Source organism: Acinetobacter sp. WU_MDCI_Abxc222, from assembly GCF_025514755.1.
Lineage (GTDB): Bacteria > Pseudomonadota > Gammaproteobacteria > Pseudomonadales > Moraxellaceae > Acinetobacter > Acinetobacter geminorum.
This window is the reverse complement of the sequence record NZ_JAHPVG010000003.1, coordinates 154,153-174,884: the sequence shown is the minus strand read 5'-3', so window position 1 is coordinate 174,884 and position 20,732 is coordinate 154,153. Positions and strand designations below refer to the sequence as shown.

General features: G+C 34.6%; 17 protein-coding genes and 1 pseudogene. 5 read left to right on the top strand and 13 right to left on the bottom strand.

Annotated elements, in window-relative coordinates:
* Nucleotides 1-9 precede the first annotated feature (9 nt).
* Complete coding sequence (locus tag KTJ10_RS06755) at nt 10-729, top strand: UDP-2,3-diacylglucosamine diphosphatase (protein WP_044099874.1); 720 nt, start codon at nt 10-12, stop codon at nt 727-729.
* Nucleotides 730-737: 8 nt separating this feature from the next.
* Here the strand turns inward: KTJ10_RS06755 and KTJ10_RS06750 are convergent.
* Nucleotides 738-968: pseudogene (locus KTJ10_RS06750) on the bottom strand (hypothetical protein).
* Between the two features lie 137 nt (nt 969-1,105).
* Here KTJ10_RS06750 and nfsB point away from each other — a divergent pair.
* Nucleotides 1,106-1,759, top strand: coding sequence for an oxygen-insensitive NAD(P)H nitroreductase (gene nfsB / locus KTJ10_RS06745; RefSeq protein WP_262441645.1), 654 nt, complete (start codon nt 1,106-1,108; stop codon nt 1,757-1,759).
* Between the two features lie 39 nt (nt 1,760-1,798).
* Here the strand turns inward: nfsB and KTJ10_RS06740 are convergent, their stop codons facing one another.
* The 5 genes from KTJ10_RS06740 to tsaE form a co-directional block, all read right to left on the bottom strand.
* On the bottom strand, nt 1,799-2,656 hold the full coding sequence (locus KTJ10_RS06740) for a DMT family transporter (protein ID WP_262441644.1): 858 nt from the start codon (nt 2,654-2,656) through the stop codon (nt 1,799-1,801).
* Nucleotides 2,657-2,796: 140 nt separating this feature from the next.
* A complete protein-coding gene (hfq, locus tag KTJ10_RS06735) occupies nt 2,797-3,231 on the bottom strand; it encodes an RNA chaperone Hfq (protein ID WP_262441643.1) in 435 nt (144 codons plus the stop codon).
* Nucleotides 3,232-3,324: 93 nt separating this feature from the next.
* Nucleotides 3,325-4,269 carry a tRNA (adenosine(37)-N6)-dimethylallyltransferase MiaA gene (gene miaA, locus KTJ10_RS06730; RefSeq protein ID WP_005068602.1) on the bottom strand — a complete coding sequence of 315 codons (945 nt, stop codon included), beginning with the start codon at nt 4,267-4,269 and terminating at the stop codon, nt 3,325-3,327.
* A 6-nt stretch (nt 4,270-4,275) separates the two neighbouring features.
* Complete coding sequence (gene mutL / locus KTJ10_RS06725) at nt 4,276-6,225, bottom strand: DNA mismatch repair endonuclease MutL (RefSeq protein ID WP_126645825.1); 1,950 nt, start codon at nt 6,223-6,225, stop codon at nt 4,276-4,278.
* Complete coding sequence (tsaE, locus tag KTJ10_RS06720; RefSeq protein ID WP_086265943.1) at nt 6,218-6,691, bottom strand: tRNA (adenosine(37)-N6)-threonylcarbamoyltransferase complex ATPase subunit type 1 TsaE; 474 nt, start codon at nt 6,689-6,691, stop codon at nt 6,218-6,220. Before tsaE ends, mutL begins: the two co-directional genes overlap by 8 nt.
* Before the next feature lie 120 nt (nt 6,692-6,811).
* Between tsaE and KTJ10_RS06715 the strand changes: the two genes are divergently transcribed.
* The 3 genes from KTJ10_RS06715 (at nt 6,812) to KTJ10_RS06705 (ending at nt 8,681) form a co-directional block, all read left to right on the top strand.
* Entirely contained in the window at nt 6,812-7,720 is a 909-nt protein-coding gene (locus KTJ10_RS06715) for a pseudouridine synthase (RefSeq protein WP_213062305.1), read from the top strand.
* 110 nt (nt 7,721-7,830) lie between these two features.
* Nucleotides 7,831-8,139 carry a type II toxin-antitoxin system RelB/DinJ family antitoxin gene (locus tag KTJ10_RS06710; RefSeq protein ID WP_087087975.1) on the top strand — a complete coding sequence of 103 codons (309 nt, stop codon included), beginning with the start codon at nt 7,831-7,833 and terminating at the stop codon, nt 8,137-8,139.
* A 98-nt stretch (nt 8,140-8,237) separates the two neighbouring features.
* Nucleotides 8,238-8,681 carry a GNAT family N-acetyltransferase gene (locus KTJ10_RS06705; protein WP_086265941.1) on the top strand — a complete coding sequence of 148 codons (444 nt, stop codon included), beginning with the start codon at nt 8,238-8,240 and terminating at the stop codon, nt 8,679-8,681.
* Here KTJ10_RS06705 and KTJ10_RS06700 read toward each other — a convergent pair.
* The 7 genes from KTJ10_RS06700 to KTJ10_RS06670 form a co-directional block, all read right to left on the bottom strand.
* On the bottom strand, nt 8,674-9,378 hold the full coding sequence (locus KTJ10_RS06700; protein ID WP_262441642.1) for a pseudouridine synthase: 705 nt from the start codon (nt 9,376-9,378) through the stop codon (nt 8,674-8,676). The genes KTJ10_RS06705 and KTJ10_RS06700 overlap by 8 nt on opposite strands.
* 190 nt (nt 9,379-9,568) lie before the next feature.
* Entirely contained in the window at nt 9,569-12,832 is a 3,264-nt protein-coding gene (locus KTJ10_RS06695; protein WP_262441641.1) for a DEAD/DEAH box helicase, read from the bottom strand.
* Nucleotides 12,833-13,035: 203 nt separating this feature from the next.
* Nucleotides 13,036-13,878, bottom strand: a complete 843-nt coding sequence (locus KTJ10_RS06690; RefSeq protein WP_100291520.1) for a hypothetical protein — start codon at nt 13,876-13,878, stop codon at nt 13,036-13,038.
* A gap of 3 nt (nt 13,879-13,881) precedes the next feature.
* Nucleotides 13,882-14,385: a hypothetical protein gene (locus KTJ10_RS06685; RefSeq protein WP_262441751.1), complete on the bottom strand. Its 504-nt coding sequence runs from the start codon at nt 14,383-14,385 to the stop codon at nt 13,882-13,884.
* A gap of 11 nt (nt 14,386-14,396) precedes the next feature.
* On the bottom strand, nt 14,397-15,092 hold the full coding sequence (locus KTJ10_RS06680; RefSeq protein ID WP_262441640.1) for a GTPase domain-containing protein: 696 nt from the start codon (nt 15,090-15,092) through the stop codon (nt 14,397-14,399).
* A 24-nt stretch (nt 15,093-15,116) separates the two neighbouring features.
* On the bottom strand, nt 15,117-18,557 hold the full coding sequence (locus tag KTJ10_RS06675) for a DEAD/DEAH box helicase family protein (protein ID WP_262441639.1): 3,441 nt from the start codon (nt 18,555-18,557) through the stop codon (nt 15,117-15,119).
* A gap of 173 nt (nt 18,558-18,730) precedes the next feature.
* Nucleotides 18,731-20,605, bottom strand: a complete 1,875-nt coding sequence (locus tag KTJ10_RS06670; RefSeq protein ID WP_100291139.1) for a nuclease-related domain-containing DEAD/DEAH box helicase — start codon at nt 20,603-20,605, stop codon at nt 18,731-18,733.
* Nucleotides 20,606-20,732 lie beyond the last annotated feature (127 nt).

Here is a 20,732-nt window from a genome sequence, read left to right as displayed (position 1 = left end):
GAATAAGCTGTGACTTATCTGTTTATCTCTGATTTACACTTGTCACCTGAACACCCTCGACTTGTTCGAGGGTTTTTAGATTTATTGGTGCATTATCAAAATAAACAAACACAGCTTTATATTTTAGGTGACTGGTTTAACGCTTGGATTGGCGATGATTACTCGGCACCATGGCTCGATGAAATTATTGAGGCATTAAAAGACTTTAACAAAAAAGGAAATCGGGTTTACTTCCAAGTAGGTAACCGTGATTTTGCTTTAAATCAGATTTTCCTTAATAAATTTAACGGTGTATTACTACCCGACATTTATTATCTTAATATTGCTGGACATCAGTACCGTCTAGAACACGGTGATGCACTATGTACAGATGACGTTTCCTATCAAAGATTTAGAAAAATTATTCGAAATCCACTTTTAGTGGCTTTTTTACGCCGTACGCCCCTGAGTTTTCGCACCAAACTGGTTAATGGCTTTCGAAAAAGAAGCTCCGCTGATAAACAGCAAAAAAGCTATGAAATTATGGATGTAAATGAACAAGCTGTACTTTCTGCTTTAACAGATGTAGATACACTTATTCATGGGCATACCCATCGCCCTGCAATTCACCAAGTACAAGCTAAACAACGAATTGTTCTTGGCGATTGGCGTGAAGATCAAGCTTATATTTTAGAAATTGATCCCTCTTCAAATATGCAACAGCTTGAATTGATTATCTGGAATTATTAGTTATGAAGTTAGTAACTTTTTATTTGAACTTTCAATTCTTTAATTTTGTTATTTAAATCAAAATCGTAAATCGCACAAAGACTGGCAATAAATACAAATTTCCAGCTTATATATGCATGAGTATGATACTCAATCTATAAAATCAAAAGACTCAAAACAAATGCAAAAATGATAAAGGCTTTCACAATTCTAATTTCCCGCAGCTTACTCTTTGCATCTGTTGGTATTAAATCAATCATTTTCAATAGATTACTAAAACTTTATATGAAATTATATTTCTTTATCAAACTACACAGGAAATGTTTTTGAATAAAATAGCGTATGATGGCAAAGATTAAATTCTCTCAATTGCTATAAAACTGATATGGAGTAAAGTATGGATTTATTAAATACGGTTAAAAGCCGCTATACAACAAAAGCATATGATTCTGAAAAGAAAATTCCTCAAGAAAAAATTAATAAATTATTAGAAATTTTACGTTTTACCCCTTCTTCAGTAAATATTCAGCCTTGGCACTTTGTAGTTGCAGACAATCTTGCAGCTAAAGAACGAATCGCAAAAGCATTAACAGGAAAGTATGCTTACAATGCTCCTAAAGTGCTTGAGTCATCACATACACTTGTATTCTGTACAAAAACGGATATTACATCTGAGTACTTAAATCAACTACTTGAGCAAGATGATTTAAGTGGCCGTTTTAAAGATGAAAAAGCAAAATTAGGCCAAAAAGATACTCGCCATGGCTACGTCGAGTTCTACCGAAATGAACAGAAGAATTTATTCGGGTGGATGGAAAATCAAACATTCATTGCTTTAGGACAGCTACTCTTTGCTGCTGGCTTAGAAGGCATTGATGCGACTCCAATGGGTGGCTTTGATGAAAAAGTTCTAAATACTGAGCTCGGGTTAACTGAAAAAGGCTTACGAAGCTCTGTGATTGTTTCTCTAGGCTATCGTAGTGAAAATGACTTTAATGCTAAGCTTCCTAAATCACGTCTGCCAGATGAAGTGATTTTCACATATTTATAAAAATCTCTATAGTTCAAGAGATTCTATTCTCTTGAACTATCAAACCATTGCGCTAGCTAAACAAACTACCCCACTTATTCCTAAAAGAATCCCCAAAATGGTAGGCCATTTTAATTTTTCTTTATATAAAATCACTCCGCTTAAAATTCCCAATAACACAACAAGAATATTCATGCTTGCAAAAACAATAGCAGGAGAGTCTTTTAAAAGAATATGAGCTTTTACATATAAAGCAATATTTGAAAAATTGAGTATTCCTAATATTAACCCAGCTATCGTACTTTTAAAATGCCACTTTTGAGTCTTCTGTAGCAATAAATATGAAATCGACAATATAAAAGCAGTAATAAAAATAAGATTTAAAGTGAGTGTAAACTGCAGACCTAAACTACTTGTATATTTCAAGAGAATATCTACTGCAGCATAACCACACCATACACTTAAAAGAGCAAAGATCGCTTTTCGAGATTGGTGATTTGCTGAAGAATTGATTTGCCCAAATAATACGAGTAAGACCGCAGAAATCCCTAGGCCTACACCCCACAGTTTTAAGGTATTAAATTGTTCATGAAAAAAGAAATATGCGGCAAATAAAGAAAGAACAACTGAAAGACGCTGTGCAAGTTCGGTTCTCACAATTCCTGCATATTCTAATGATTTAGCAAGACATAAAAAAATACTAGGTAAAATTATTCCTAAAGCAAAGATTAACCACCAAGGCGTATGTTGTATTGAAACATGTTGAATATCAGGCTGAAACCACCAAAAACAAAGAAGACTTGCGCTTGCATAGTTCCATGCAATCATTTGTAGTGGTTGACAACCTTTTCTCTTTAAATTTTTTAATAGGATAGATACCAAGACGCTGCTAAAAGCAGCAGCTAATATTAATAGCATTCATTAAAGCCCTATTTATTTAAATAAAATTAGTCATCATGGCAAATCATTCTCCATGACCAGTTAAATATTCTGAATCAACTTTTAAATACACATAAAAAAACCAGTCATTGTCTGACTGGTTTTTTTTAAGATTTCAATTAACGATTATTTTCGTCGTCTTGACCATCTTCAAATTTAGAATCGTTGTCAAAACCACCTTGATGACCACCGAAGCCGCCTTGACCACCGAAGCCGCCTTGACCACCGAAGCCACCTTGACCACCGAAGCCACCGCCTTGACCGCCGCCAAAGCCGCTACCTTGACCACCAAAACCGCCTTGAGCGCCGCCTTGTGCTGGGAAGCCTGTACCTTGTGCGCCTGCTGGACGAGGGTTACGTGCTGGAACAACAGTTGAAATCGCGTGTTTGTAAACCATTTGACTTACAGTATTTTTTAATAAAACAACATATTGGTCAAAAGATTCAATATGACCCTGTAATTTAATACCGTTCACAAGGAAAATAGAAACAGGGATACGTTCTTTACGGAGAGAATTTAAGAACGGATCTTGTAAAGTTTGACCTTTAGACATTTTTAACTCCAAAAAAAATTTTTAAATCAGCGCAAAAAAACTATCTTTATTTTTCAACTAAAAATTATAAAAAGACAGTGTGCAAATTTTGCTTTATCCATAAGAGTTTCGCAAGTCTTCTTTCGCCTGCTTTATCGTCAAGTAAGTTTTAAAATCGTGTATTTCTTGCAAAGAACGTAACCACGTATATTGACGTTTGGCAAGTTGTCGTGTTGCAAATAAAGCTTTATCCTCCATTTCACGTTTACTTTTGAGACTTAGATCACTTTTTAATAGAAATTCTAGTGCTTGTCGATAACCCACCGAACGCATTGAGGGTAAATTTTCGTCTAAATCGTATTTTTCAATTAGAGCTTCAACTTCACTCAAAAAACCGATATCCCACATTTTGCTTAATCTTTGCTCAATGCGTTGATGTAATTCTACCCGATCCGGAAGTAAAGCGTAGTTATGAAATATGTATCGATATGGTACGTTTTTTGGTTGTTCTGCCTGCAATTTAGTAATTGGTTCACCCGTAATTTTATAAACTTCCAGTGCCCGAATAATTCTTTGCTTATCAGTTACATTAAACTTTATAGCGGCAGCAGGATCTACAGAAACCAACTCATCATAAACTGCCTGCCATCCTTCGTTTAGAGCTTTTTCTTCAATTGCAGCTCGAACTTCAGCATTAGCACTTGGTAAATTACCAGATAACCCTTCTAACAGTGCCTTGAAATATAACATTGTCCCTCCTACTAAAATAGGAGTTTTGCCACGTGAATGCATTTCATCAATCAATTTACATGCATCTTCAACAAACTGAGCAGCTGAATAGACTTCCAGAGGAGTAATAATATCAATAAGACGATGAGGATAGAGTTCTTGCTCTTCACGAGTTGGTTTAGCCGTACCAATATCCATATCTTTATAGACAAGAGCGGAATCAACAGAAATTAGCTCAAAATTTCCACGCTCGTATAATTCACATGCCAAAGCGGTTTTTCCGCTCGCAGTTGGTCCCATTAAATTGATGACGGGCAATTGATTTGACATGTAAAACTACTCTCCTCGAGCAAATAATTTATCTAATTGAGATAAGGGGAATGCACGCCAGGTTGGCCGCCCATGGTTACATTGGCTCGCAAATTCGGTTTGTTCCATTTGACGAAGTAAAGCATTCATTTCTGAAAGACTGAGTTGTCGATGTGCACGTACTGCTCCATGACATGCCATTCCAGCTAACAACTCATCTCTTTTTTGAAGTAATCCTTGTGCTTCATCATTTGGATCTAAATCATTTAAAAGCTCTGGAATAAGATTTTCAAAATCAGCTTTTTGTAATATAGCTGGCACACCGCGAACAATAACTTGCTCATCACCATATAAATCAATTTCCAAACCTAAGCGCTCGAGCTGAGGTTTTAATTCTTCAACTCTAACGGCTTGCATACGGCTAATGGAAATCACCTTAGGTATAAGCAGTTGCTGAGATGTCCAAAATTCAGGTTTATCCCAAGCATTTTTCATTTGCTGTAATAAAATACGTTCATGTGCCGCATGCATATCAACAATAATAAGCCCTTCAGTATTCTGCGCTAAAATATAAATTCCATGCAGTTGAGCAATTGCGATACCTAATGGAAATTCATCTACTTTAGCAACTGGCTCAGCCTCCTCATTTACCGAAAAATTAGTAGGTTGGTCACGAAGTGGGGCTAAATAAGTTTTTAAAGCATTATTTAATTGAGCAGAACCACTATATTTTGGTATTTGATCTGCATAGTGAACAGCTTGCGGACGACTAGCGTTAAAATCGGTTAATAATTCTGTCGGTGCAGACTGAGTTCGTGCTTCACTGTCTGAATTTAAAGTTTCATTTGCACGGTGCAATGAAAATTGTTCTTGATATTTGGGCTGAGGTTGTACTGAATAATCTGAGCTTTCATCCGCTTTCATCGCTTGAGCTAGATCAGCACTCGCTGTCTGAAATTGTGCGAGAGTTTCTTTTGCATAATGTCTTACAAACTCATGCACTTCTCTTTGATTTAAAAATCGAATCTCATGTTTAGTAGGATGGACATTGACATCAATATTTTCAGGGTCGACTTCTAAAAAAAGTAAATAAGATGAATGTTGATGACCATGTAAAATACCATCATAGGCCATGCGTAGCGCATGCGAAATCGTTTTATCTTTGACAATACGACCATTTACATAGACATATTGCATATCAGCCTGTGCACGTGCATCTGAAGGATGACCAAGCCAACCTGATAAACGCATGCTAATACTTTCAGCATCAATCCAATATGCATTTTGTACAAATTGCGAGCCTAATAATTGCTGAACTCGCTGAAAACGTAGCTCTCCACTATCCGCTATAGGTAAATTAATTCTTATATTATCATTATGCTCAAGCACAAAACGTATATCGAAATGCGTTAGAGCCAAACGGCGAACAATCTCTTCGATATGCCCAAATTCAGTGGTTGGTTTTTTTAAGAATTTACGGCGTGCAGGAACATTAAAAAATAAGTCTTGAACTCGAATATGGGTACCCTTTTGAGCAGCAACAGCTTGTACTTCTTGATGATCAAATGCTGTACCGTTTACTTCAACTTGATGACCAATACCACTTTCATCTTGGCTACTGGTCAAAGTCAATCTTGAAACCGCAGCAATCGAAGCTAAAGCTTCCCCACGGAACCCCAAACTCACAATCGCATGTAAATCTTCAGCAGTTTTAATCTTACTTGTGGCATGACGCATGACAGCAAGGGCTAAATCATCCGGATGAATACCATGCCCATTATCAATGATTTCGATTAAAGTCGAACCACCTTGAGCAATCCGTACAATCAGCTCAGTTGCACCTGCATCAATTGAGTTTTCTAATAATTCTTTGACCACAGAAGAAGGACGCTCAATCACCTCACCTGCTGCAATCTGGTTCGCTAACGCTGCGTCTAATGTATGAATACGACGTTGTCTCAGCTTTTCATCAGTCATGAAGCTGTTCCTGCAAAGTCTGATACAAATTTTCTGTTGGTAAAGTTAACGTTACCAAACGGCTCAACTCATCATCTGACTTTTGAATGTCAATGATGATATCTGCTTGTGGAATTTCATCGCCACCTTTAGATGGCCATTCAAATAGAAATAATGCATCTGTGATATCTAAATAATCACGAATTCCCATTAATTCAAGTTCATACGGGTCATTTAAACGATACAAGTCAAAATGAAAAATTTCTTTATCATTAATTTTATATGGCTCAATGAGCGTATAAGTTGGGCTTTTAACAGAACCTTTATGGCCCAAAGCTTGCAAGAAATAACGCGTAAGTGTGGTTTTACCCGCACCTAAGTCCCCAATTAAATAAATTACACCCAACTGAACATGCTGCGCCAAAGCTTGAGCTAGACGCTCAGTATCTTCTTCATGATTTAAGACCAATTTCAATGAATACGACATAGCACACATAACATGATTCGAAATAATCGATATGATAACATTGCCCTGCCTTAAAAGCCTACTTAAGCCCTAGAAGTTGGCTTTTTTTATATCAATTTTCTTAAATATTCACACTTTTTTATGTCTAGTCCGAACGATTTTTTGCCACCTATGATTGATGGTGTAAGCGCAAGCCAAGTTTATCTTCCTCAACAAAAAGACACTCAAACAATTTATGAGTATCTCTGTGGTCACTTTGCACATATTAGAACAGATGAGTGGAAACAAAGATTTCAAGACGGGCTTATTTATGGGGCAAATGGACAAAAACTAACATTAGATAGTCCATACCAAAGTAATAGTCATATTTTTTATTATCGATTTCTTGCTTATGAAGTCCACGTTCCATTTGAACATCGGATTTTATTTGAGAATGATGATTTATTAGTGGTCGATAAACCACATTTTTTAACAATTAGCCCGACAGGACAATATGTTCAAGAAACGCTTTTAGTACGGCTAAAAAAACAAACAGGCAATGAATTTTTAACCCCTATTCATCGCTTAGACCGCGAAACCGCGGGTGTTGTTCTATTTTGCAAACGTGTTGAATCGCGTGGTATTTATCAACAATTATTTGCAGAGCGCCGAGTCAATAAAATTTATCACGCTATTGCACCTTATAAAAAAGATTTAAATTTTCCTCAAACCTTATATTTGCATTTAGATAAAGGCCATCCTTTTTATACGATGCAGGTTATAGAAAATGTGAAAGCCAATACCCAGACTGATATTGAGCTTATCGAGCACAACCAGATTTGGGCAAAATATCGCTTAACTCCTACAACGGGCAAACAGCACCAACTTCGCGTGCATCTTAATTATTTAGAAATCCCGATTAAAAATGATCCATTTTATCCCGTAGTTCAGCACAAAACTGAAGACGATTTTTCAAAACCATTACAGCTTCTGGCTAAGCATATTTCATTTACAGATCCCCTCACAAAAGAGGGAATGTCTTTCAATTCTGAGTTTGAATTGACATTGTAATGTAACCGTAATGACAAAAAGATTATTTTTTATGCCAAAAAACATTGAAATTACATTGCGATGGTTTAAAATGAATTCCTAAAAATTAAAATCATTTGGTTTTGTTATTCATGCGAAAAACAGAAGTTTATCAGGTTCGACTTGACTCCCAAGAGAAAAAACAGGCTTTTGCTGTTTTTAAGCAATTGGGAATTACCCCTGCCCAAGCGGTACGACTTTTTTTTAAACAGGTCGTATTAACTAAATCTATTCCATTTGCTATCGAAAATCAGAATATTAATATGGAACAATTATTAAAACTGAGAAAAGCAAAAGCATCGTCATTAAACCAAACTTCATCGACTTTAGCTGAAGATGATGACCATGAAGATTTATTTGAAGAATTGAATGCACTTCTTGGTGAAAGCGACAAAACTTAACACTGTTGCATTTATAAACAAGTTTTAACGTCAAAAAGCTCTTTTTTTCGTTATGCTCTCTTTGTAAAAACATAATGATAAGTTACAAGGAGTGCCAAATGATCGTTAGACGAGCGACTTTTGAAGATTTAGAGCAACTCGCCGTTTTATTTGATGAATACCGCCAATTTTATGGGGCCTCTTCTAATTTTAATGAATCACTTCACTTCCTTAAACAACGTTTTGAGAATAGAGAAAGTGTGTTCTTCATTCATATTAAAGACGACAAAATTACGGGTTTTATTTTACTCTATTTAGGTTTTTCTTCAGTTGCATGTTCAACATACTATATCTTAGATGATGTATATGTTACGCCTATTTTCCGTCGTCAAGGTTCTGCTAAACAGCTAATCGATACAGCAATCCTATTTGCAAAACAAGAGAATGCTTTACGGATTAGTTTGGAAACTCAAAGCAACAACCATGAATCTCATCGTTTATATGAACAAATGGGATTTATTCGAGATAGCGAGTTCCAAACCTTCCATTGTTTTCTCAAATGATATTTTGAGCGAGCTGTTTTTGTTGTTCAGATAAATAAACCCATTCTCCATCTTCAAGTTCAGGTAAAACCAATTGCCCTACTTGATGGCGATGTAATGCTTCTACCTTATTTCCCACAGCTGCAATCATTCTTTTTACTTGATGATAAACACCTTGATGAATCGTCATGGTTAATTGATGCGTTTCTAATATCGCTACATTCGTTGCAGCGAAAACACCTTTTTCTTGATGTAGGCTCACACCCTGGCTCAGCATTTCAATTTGCTCAGGTGTAACCGGATCTATAGTCGTAACATGATAAACCTTTGGCACATGTTTACGGGGATGAGTTAAAGCTTGAAGGTATTTACCGTCATCGGTAAGTAAAAGTAAGCCCGTTGTATCTTGATCTAAACGACCAATAGCTTGCACACCACGTTGAATCATGATTTCTGGTAGAAGGCTAAATACGCTTTGATGATGATGAGGTTGGTGTGAACATTCAAAACCTTTTGGTTTTTTTAGAGCAAGGTAAACTTTTTCTCGATATTGATAAGTTTTCCCAAAAAGAGAAAATTCTAAATTTTCTGGAGAGAATTGCTTTTTCAGGTCACTTACAACCTCTCCATCAATACTTACAGATCCATTTTTTATTAACTGCTGACAATATTTACGAGAACCAAACCCTTGTGATTGTAAGATCTTTTCCAGCAGCATGAAGTTTTCTCATTAGAACTAAGCTGTTATTTTAACGTAGTTTCCATTTTTTACTAAACACTACTCTCTACTGTTTTCACTATTTGAATTAGCCCCCTTACTCTTTGACTATATCAGTAATAATGATCCACCAATTACACTTAAAAGTAGTCCATCGAATTCGCGCAAATCCAGCAAGATAAAGACTATACTATTCATTAACAATCACCTTAAGATTGATATCCGCAACTTCTTTGAGATAGTTTTCTGTGACTCCAAGTAAAGTCATAATTGAAGTAGTAGTTGCCTGTTTGGATAAACTAGGCTGAACAATGAATACTTCAAAATTCATGGGTTTATTGTTTTTTGCAATTCTCAATAATCTTTCGAGATCTTCTTTTGAACCTTTTTCAATACGACTTCGTGAAAAACCATTTTTCTTTTTCTCTTCGCGACGTAATAAGTGTTGAAAAAACTCCGACCCACTTTTATGTTTCCAATGAATCGATTTTTGTGCCTGACCACAAACCTCATAGAAATTATCAACTCGGGCACTCACAAGTCCATCTTTTGCAAACTTTAAATGGTAAAACTGTACATCAATACTATCTGTAGTTTCTTTGATTGTAATAATATCGGCAATTTCTCCTGAATAGTCATCATCATAAATGATATCAAAGTCTTGCTGCTTCAAAATTTGAAGAGTTTTATATTGAATAGAATCTATTTGGATTGGATTAACACCTTGAGCTTCTTTACTTAAGTCAATGCCAATCCAACTCCATGGAATTAAGGCTTCTACCGGATATGGACGTATGACAGATTTAATTTCAACAAATTCATTACCTTGTAGTGATGAACCATTTGCAAACCAAACAATAGGAGGATTACTATTTAAATAATCTTCTAAACTATAAATTTTACTTCCAATTTTTATAAGTGCATTTTCAGAGTCAATTTTAGATATATTGAAGTCAGGAATACTGTTACCATTCGGATCTGTAATGTCTAATAACAATTTATTGAACTTATAACTTTTGGATGGCGTGATAATTTCAAAGCCAATGCCATTAATCAAATCATAGCTAATTAGTTTCAGCTCACAAAAAGCAATATTAGTCTCATCATTTTCATCTCTGATATCCATTTTAAATTCTGTATTTAAATAAAAACTATCACTCCAATCAATATATATTGGTTGAATATCAGGAAGTTTACTTATTGTTTTTGGAATCAATGTATGTTTAAGAATTTGATTTGGATCAATGGAAGGATTAATTAATTTTCCACCAATTACATTACACCATTTAATAAATTCTTTAATATCATTTTTTAAATAACTCCATATACGTCCTTTATAAGAGCAACCTAAAGTAATTTTTTTTCCTTCACTGTATCCAGTACCAAAAACAAAAGCTTTTTCTCCTCTTTGTTGTTCTGCAATAGATAATGCATCTTGTATATCAGTTCCAACCTTCATAGAAAAGCGAATTTTTCTATTTAAATACTCTTTAAGTCCAACATTCTGTAAAGAAACTCTTTTAATTTCATAGAAACTTTTAAAAACATCTAGTTTTTCTATTAAAGTTGCATTTCTATACAAAACTGCATTAGCTAACTCATGATATAGGCTACTTTTATCCGAACTGTGAATAAAAAGTAGTTTATTTATTTCATCATAATAAATAACATAAAGAGTCCAATCTAAACCATATACTTCTTTATAATTAACCCATTCTATTTCAGCTTTTGAAGCTGTAATAATTACGGCTGTATTTGCATCATTGTTGATATCATAAAATTTATACTCAAAATCGTCATATCCTTTTATTCCTTTTTTAAATCGAGAAAGACTAAATGAGTTCCCAGTATTTTTAAAAACAACAGTGCTGAGAGCAAATCTAATATTTTGAAAAGGTATTTTAGAATTTTCTAAATTTTGAAATCCTTTGATAAAATCGCCTAGATCAATCTGTTCATTAATTTGTCCGCTACTTAAATTCGATAATAGTAAATTCCAATCAGAATCTTGAGCATATAATTCACTTAGTTCATCTTCAGTTTCTGCTATTGCAATGTTAGCAATGAAGGTCGCATTTCCTAAAGTTGAGTCTATTGATGTTCTTGTAAATCTACCTGCAAACTGTAAGGTTATGGGTAAACTTTTGCGAATATCATGAAAGGCTGCGATCTTTAATTGAGGAAGATCAAAACCCTCACCTAACATATTCACAGCAACAATGATTTTATGATCTTTTTTTACAATAGATTCTAGAATTTCTTTTTTCTTAGGAATTCCTGAATAGACTAATACAGGATTAAATTCGGTAAACTGTTTATAAAATTCAAAGACTTCATTGGCTCTAGTTTTATCCGCACATCTTGCCATTAAAATATGATCTAATCCTTGAGACAAATCTTCTTTTAAAATTTCAACAGCTTGTTGAGCGATCAATTGGTCAGCTTTTTTTTGATCATATTCACGAATAGATTTAAAATGAATCGGCTTGAAGTAGCCTTGCTCTTGAGCTTTCTTTAGGCTGAAATTATAGATAATTTTACCATCTAGACGTTTTCGGTCATTTCTAAATGGTGTTGCTGTAAATTGTAGAATTTTGTGTTTATCAAAAGCATTGCTAACCGTTTTCCATGTATCAGCTTCCACATGATGCGCTTCATCAATAAAAATATTGCTTATTTTTTCATTAATTTCATCTAAAATTTCACTATGATTGTTTGTTAAAACATTCATAGTTGTAACAATTACATCACTTGAATCAATAAAGTTGTTTAGTTCTGCTGGCGTTTTAAAATTTTCATACCAAATGCCAACTCTTGGATACAAAACATCATTACTTATGATACCAAATTTTTTTAGCAAACCTAATTTAATAAATTTTTTATATATTTGTTCTCGTAATGCATCTGAAGGAACAGCAATAATAATCTTATTTAGTTTATTTGCGATTAATGTTGAAAGCATTGTTTCAGTTTTACCCGTTCCTGTAGGCATAACTACAGTCCCAATAACATCTTCTTTGCTTTTTAAATGACTTAAAATTGAATATAGAGCTGCAATTTGGGGTTCACGCAGTCCATAAGAATTTGTTATAAGGTTTTCTTCTTTGAAGTTGAAGTTATTATCCCAAGAGTCAATAATTTCACTACTACTATAATCTCTGAAACTAGGGTGTTTTATCCAACCCTTTAATTGAACCTTACCTTGTGAAAAATTACTTTGACTAAATTTAAGATTAGAATAAATTACGTAATCAAATTCTGATGTCTCAATTTTTTTATTGGAAGTGATTAGTATATTTATACTTTGAACTTGAATTACATCATAGCTTCGATTTGACTCTATCCATGTAAAATCAACCGTATGGTTTTCTATAATTAAGTGCTCAACTTTATTTTTACAGTCAACGTTTTTGAAAATTAATTGCTTTAATTCAGGTAATTCAATTTGATTCATTTTTATCTCATTAATTCAAAATTATATAAATTAAGCCACTGTTTGATTAAATACTTCAAACATCCAAAATATATTATCAGTATCTATAAACATACCATCAATGTCTTCAAAATAAACCTGATTGAATGGTGGTTTATATAACTGAGCTGTACCCCATAGGCATTAATTATTTATTTTAGTAGCAGTGTTTCATCCAATACTTACTAAAATTTGACCTTTAAATTAAAATCGAAGCTGTTCTTAACTATAGATGCTAATTCAAGTTTAGACTTAAAGGATATAAGTGAACTGTTTTTACCTTCTGTTTCAGCTTTTGGAAAATTAAGTCCAACATCAATAAGAATATTCATACTTCTATTACTATCGCTTGCTGATGACATAGATATATTAAGATCACTTAAATGCGCAGCACCATCTTTAAGTGTAGCTAATTCATGATGGCAAATTTCGTCATTTTCTAAACCATATTCTTCCAGTATTTTTTCTGCTAACAATATTCTTTGTTCAGTTGGATATTCATTCTGAGTATAACTCTTCATAATTGAAGCAATTTGATTGAGCGTTTTTTCAGCTTTAGCTGTCAAATCTGTATTAGCTTTAGCAACCCTAGATGCAGCTCCATCAAGTGATGCTGAAAAATCAACTTTGGAATTAGAAAAATCAAAATTTTTATGTTCAAACTCAAATGAGGTTGCACCTAATGCCGCAAAAAATCTGGCATAGGCATTTGCCTTTTTTAAATTGTAAGTTAAGAAGTCATCTATAACTTCTTCCAAGTTTAGATACTTTTCTTTGGTATTAACCCCTTCATCTGAACATACTAGAACTTGATCTACTTTCAATAAATTTAGTTTGTCTAATTCACAGAGTTTATCCGACTTCCTTTTTGCAATTCGACTTAAAGGGAGCTGAATAACGGTAACATTGGGTACAAGTAATAATTCAGAGGTAGACTTATCATTTAAAGCCGTATCAATTGTATCCTGGGACAAACACCATACAACTCGACGTTCATCAATATTATTAGGAAAGCTTTTAAGACTCATCTTCTATCCTTTGCTTAATTTTTGAAATAAAAATACTAATATTATGCTTAAACTTATCAATGCTAGTGGAAGGAGCCACCATCGCTTGTTCTTTTTTTTTTTAATTATTCCAAAAATGTGGTCGCATTGCTTAGCTAACAAGTCTGAATTAGATGAATTTCTATTAGTCCTTGTCCAAAATAAAGTTAATACTTTTCCAAATTCTAACGTAGTATTTTTATAGCCTTTAACTATTAAGGCTGTTTTCGATTTTCTTCCAATATTATCTTCCTGCTGATTTTCAATTAGCAACATAAAATCAAAAATTTCATTAGGATTTAGTTTATAATAACACTCCACATCATGATAAATTTCTCTTTCCCCCTTATCAGTCAGTTCAAATATTAAATTATTAACCCACGACTGATCATTTTCTTTGGTTATTTTTTCAATAGAACTTGAGGTATATTCATACCAATCATCAGAGCTATTATTATCTAATGCTTGTGCAAAAAGATAGATTTTCATATCTTCCACATTTATTCTCCCATATGGCCGATTATGAAATGAATAATTTCATTTAACCCCATTTCATCTTTCATACTCCCAAAATGTAAATATGCTTTTGAATTATCCACATTTAATCTAGATTTAATATTTTTAAAAAATACTTCATCTTGAAGATCATCGATCAATTTAATTTTTTCTTTTTCATCATTAAATTCAATACCTTCAAGTAGATCTAAATGAGTACCAATGATAAACATTGGTATATTTTTACCATTTAACACTTTTTGAATATTTTTTATGTCTTTTTCAATTTGGTTTTCTACAGAACCCTCATCTAAAATCCATTCATCAATTTTAAATAGGTAAATAAAAATATCAGAATTTTTAAGTGCTTTTAACCATTGTTCATAATTAGAAGTAACCCCACTATAATCATTTTGAATACTCTTCAAACGAACATCCCAGCCAAGATCTGCTAGTTTTCTTTTGCTAATTTTAACTTTTTTTACACCAATAGTAGCTTCATGTTTTAATGTGATTTCACCTTTAAGTAAATAATTTAGTAACGTTGTTTTACCAGTTGCTCGTTGTCCTAAAATTACAATGGATTTTCCAGAAACCTTCTTTTTTATAGTTTCCCAGTTTTCATATGCTAAATAACCAGCAATACCAGTTAATGTAGCACCGCCTAACCATACTGCTGCTAAAACCAAAGGCGCAACCATATTCTTTCCCCCTAAAATATAACTTTAAGCCACCGCTTCATTAAACGCTTCCACAACCCCAAATATGTTGTCAGCGTCTACATCACTAAAGACACCATCAATTCCTTCAAAATGGATTTGATTAAAAGGTGGTTCATATAACTGCGCTGCTTCTAACACACCATTTTGTGTCAAATGCTCAATCAACATTTCCACAAAGCGAATTTGCTTCTCGTTATACGTTGATCCTTGTAGATACTTTGAGAATGCTTCTTGTACCGCTTGACGATCCAACCCCACCAAAGATCGAATGAATAATGGTAGTGACTTTTCTGTCCCAAAACATTCTTCAAACTTATCTCGGCTTTCAACTTCTTGCGCTTCAAAAACAAAGCGTTCTAGCTCGCTTAAGTCAGTCGGTGTAAGAGCCAAACCACGCTTGAGTTTGGCAATAGTAATATGGTTTTCATTGGCCTTAATAAAGCTTTCTACTCGCTTACGGTATTGAGCAAGGTTTACGCCACTTGAAACGACTGGGATATTGACTGCTTGCATATCTCCAATTTCATCATCTAGCATGGAGTAGACAATAGTTGAGGTCGATTTTTCAATCAGTTTGACCAAGCCACGAATACGTTTACGCATCGCTTCAAGCATTGGCAAGGTGATGCCTTTCAAATATTCAACGGTTTGAATGTCTTGAATCAGCGTAATCTGTTCAGCAACCACAGGAATATTTTCTTTGCTTTCCAATTTAGAAGCGATTTCAATCACTCGATTGGCATACCCCTGAATCACTGTATTATTTTTTTCCAATACAGCAAGTTCCAAGTTGTAGCACAACATATCGAACAGTTTAGCTTCTAGGGTTTCAGGCTCAAGCTGATTCGGTAGTTTAGAGATGTGTTCTCGTAATGTACCAATAGCAAGGTCATCTAAATTGTTCCAAGCATCGTCATTCTTAAAGCGCTCAACATGCTCAAGTTCAGACTTCACAATGAAATTATCATTATTCATCGACTTCACCTCAGTCTGTAGACTTTGACGTATATCTTGCTGTACCGCTTTCAATTCTTCGGTGGCATCGTCCTTTGCATTCAGCAGACTGAGAATATTTAAACGAGTCTTAAACAGACGTTGTCCTAATGGTTCTGTCGTAGATACAGGCGCACCATCTGGATTTTCATTGAAGTATTCAAAGTTAGAGCAATAGTCGAAAATAAAGAATTCTTTTTTATCATCTTCAGGGCTAAACAGTTCTTTGCAGAGTCGTGTACCACGTCCAATCATCTGCATAAACTTTACTTTAGAGCGCACAGCTTTAAAGAACACGAGATTAACGACTTCAGGTACATCAATCCCTGTATCGAGCATATCCACTGAAATGGCGATTTGCGGTTCAGCGAAGTCTTTTTTGCTAAAGTCATCAATCAGGCTTTGTGGATATTTGGTGGCATGGGTAATCACACGAGCGAACTTACCATCATATTGCGGATAGTTGTCATTGAAGCGGTCTGCAATAAACTGAGCATGTTTTTGATTCACAGCAAAAATAATGGTTTTACCAAGACGATCACCACCTTCGGTTTTAATGCCATTTTCCATCAAATGCTTGAGCATTAAATCAATGGTACCTGTATTAAACAGTTCTTTGTTGATTTTAGATGCTGAGACTTCTTCAGGTGCATCTTCATCGCCCCAATTTAGGCTATCCCAATGTTGTTTTTCTTCTTCTGAGAGTTCGTCATATTTCACACCTTCACGCATGAATTTAAGCGGAACAGAATAGGCTTTGGGTGGTACGAGATAACCATCGGCAATGGCTTGGTCAAGATCATAGTAATCAGTCGGTACACCGCTTTCTAAACCAAACAGTGCGTATGTATCACGGTCAACTTCATCTCGTGGCGTTGCGGTTAAACCAACAAGCAAACTATCGAAGTATTTAAAAATCTCGCCAAACTTTTGGTAAACGCTACGGTGTGCTTCATCAATAATAATCAGGTCAAACATACCTGTGCCAAATTTTCGTGTGCCATCGGCATTCATTTCATCTATTAACCCCATCATGGTTTGATAAGTAGAGAAATACACACGACCAACCTGATTTTTATCTTCAAGCAAGTTGACGAATGAAGCATCTTTTAAATTGGCTTTGAAAGCATTGTGCGCCTGATTGACCAATGATGTGCGATCTGCAAGAAATAACGCCTTTTGCACTACATTGGCTTTCATCAGCACATCGACCAATGCGATTGAAGTACGAGTTTTACCTGTACCTGTTGCCATGATGAGCAAGCCTGCACGTTCTTTACGTTGGTAAGCTGCAAGCATGGCTTTGATGGCACGAGTTTGATAATAACGCTCAACAATTTCCGCATTAATCGGGAAGCTACTCATATCAGGATTGTTTTTACGTCGTTCTATCAGGCGTTTCAGTTCTGCTTGAGTATAGAAGCCATGTACCAACCGTGGTGGGCCACCTTGAACATCATTCCAGATTCGAGTTTTATAGCCATTGGTATAGAAAATAACAGGTCGTTGTCCTGTTTGTTTTTCTAGGCAGTCTGCATAGAGTTTGGCTTGCTGCTGACCAATATCTGGATCGGTCGATGTGCGTTTTGCTTCAACCACAGCCAAAGGCAAACCATTGCTGTCATATAGCACATAGTCGACAGCACCTTTACCTGATGAGCTTGGCATCCCAGTAACGGGTATTTCTACTCGTGCTGATGCGCCAATTTCCCAACCTGCCTCTTCAAGTAAGAGGTCAATTTTAAGTTTACGAGTTTCGTCTTCTTTATAGTCGGTATGATCTTCGATTTTACTATTGGCTATTTTGGCTTGTTCAACGTCTGCACGTTTCTGTGCAAGTTCAGCATCTATGTTGGCTAATAATTTTTCACGTTCTTCTAAACTTGCAGACAACTCAAAGAGTTTTTGTTCACGTTCACGTAGGGCTTTGTGTTGTTCTGCAAATTGTTTTTCTTTAGCTTCAGTTTCTTTTTGAAGTTGTTCTTTATTGGCGGTGATTTGCTGAGTGTTATCAGTATTTGGAATGAGTTTGGGATTGAATAAAATCGACTGAGAACGGTCTTTTGATGGTGAGCCATAGTTACGCTCAAACCAAACATACATCAGGAATAAGTGACTGATGTGCTTTACAGTTTCTTCAGTAGTCAGTTGTTTGAACTTTTTCCCATGTACGGCACTGTTGCCGACCATGCGGATGTTGTCCATTTTGTCCCAAATATAGGGTGGGATCAGGTCTTTAAATTTGATGTCATTGAGTAAGTTATGCAATGAAGCATCATAAGGTTGAGTCAGTTTCTTGTCATATTGATAGAGCCATAGCACAAGATTTTCAAGCGAGCTTCGAGCAGCAGCAAGGGCAAATTGAGGGGAAATATACACGAGCTTTTCAGCTTCTTTAGCAGTGATTGCCAAACTTTTAAATTCAGGCTCTAAAAACTGAAAGTTGCTCATTATTCCCCCAAATAGTTTCTTTTAAAGTATTCATTATTTGCATACTATATCTCAATTAAACTGCTGAATTAAGACTTGATTATCTAAAGTCTTAATAACTTTCCTTCTGATTATATAGAATAAGTTAGAATAGATTTTTTATTGAGTCTTTGATAAATCAAACATCTTCTAAGTCATATTTTCCAAAATCTACTATATTCAATCAAACTTGGTTCTGCATTTGCCACGTATAAAATGCTGCTTCGACCTGATTTTAGTCGGGTAATTGCTGTATATAATAGGGCATATTCTTTATCCAAATACATTTGATCCCAAACAACTAAAAGCGCTTTGGCTTCCCAACCTTTAAAACTGTGTACAGTACAAACTTTAATTCTTGTATCACCTTTAAAAAACCACATTTTTTTCTGACGAGATTCAATCGGATCTTTTGAAAAAATGTCAATATATTTGAACTTAAGCTTATCTAAAGCTTGGCAAACAGTCATACCAATTTCATGCGTTTGGACTAATACTGTAATATCAGAATGACTAAGTCCAAGTTTAATAACCTCATTTCTGAATTTATTAAACTCATTTAAAAATGTAGATGTATTTATAGATTCAACGTTTTCCCAAATTAAGGTTGACTCTTCAATTGTTCCAAAATCAAATGAATCCTGTTGTGATGTTTTTGACTCTGATTTAATAACTTTTTCTTGTGGCAAGAACATTTCCGCAAATTTATTTGCCAATGGAATTAAATTATCAGGTAGTCGGTAGGTTTGCTTTAGCTCAGCCCATGCACCTCTAAAGCCAGCATTTTTCATCACATCATCAGTCCACAAATCTGCAGATGAATAAATATCTTGGGTTGTATCAGCACACAATAGCATTTCACCGCCATCAGCCAATAATTTTTTTAAAATATCCCACCACTTAGGATTAAAATCTTGTCCTTCATCCACCAAAATTGCATCATATTTTTCAGGTTCACTTTCTTCTAATGCTAGATTGATTACAGCACAAAATTCATCATTATCAGGAAAAGATAGCCCTTGTTTTTTTGCAGTCTGAAAGAGTTCAGCGTATTCGCTATCTAAACTGGCGTCATAGCATAATCTTCTACAGAGGTAATGAAAGTTTAACCATGTCGCATCTGTTCTAATTTTTGGATACTCTCTGACGGCTAAATCCTGTAAATAGTTCATTAATGTAATATTAAAGGTCACAATTAATACAGACTGATGTTCTCTTAATAAATTTGCTGCACGACCTGCTACAACTACAGACTTACCAGAACCTGCGGGTCCTTTTAAACGTCTAAAACCTGATTCTGTACGTTCTTTTATAAATTTTTGTTGTTGTACATTGTAGTTTAATGGCTCACGTTGTTCTTTGCTTGATTCAGGTTCAATCAGCCAAACTCTCAATTGTTGAGCAATTACTGGATTCATGTAATTTGATGATATTCGATTTATACCTGAAGGAAAATTCTCGGCTAAATTTTTGGTAAAGCTTTCTTTTGAAAATATGATATAGCTATTGTGTTGATCATCATTATTCGATGCAAATACTTTTCTATTTCGACTTTGAAATATAGGTTGAAACAATGTTTCTACATTTTCTTGTGTTGCAGAAGGTAGTATCAGACCACATGAGACAACTATCGAATGTTTAGGTCTGCTCAAAATTGGACAATATAAATCTAAAATTTCTTTACGGTATAGAAGTAATTGATCAACAGGGTTTTTCTTTACATAGGAGATTTTTTCACCTTGATGATTAATTGCATATAAGTGAACTTTTCCATTATTTTTGGTTTCAATGCCATATTCCATGGCTGAAAAATCCCAATTTTTTACTTCAAATACTCCAATGCCAATTTTTGGATGTAGTATTACAACATCTGGACATAATCCATTTAAATGCGGTTGAATATAGATTTCCCATTCTTTGGGAAGATGCTGGTCTAGATAGTCAATAAATTTCTTTTCACCACTTTCTAGGGGTTGTTTCAATTTATCCCAATCTGTTTTAGGTGGTGAAATTATTCGCTCAGTTTTCATAAGTATTATTTTTATCTGGGTGAATAAGCCACCATAAAATTGTTGAAATCAATGGTGAAGGTACGAGGACATACTGTATTTTGACACCAACATAGCTAAACATTGATACGCAGAGTATGATTAAAGC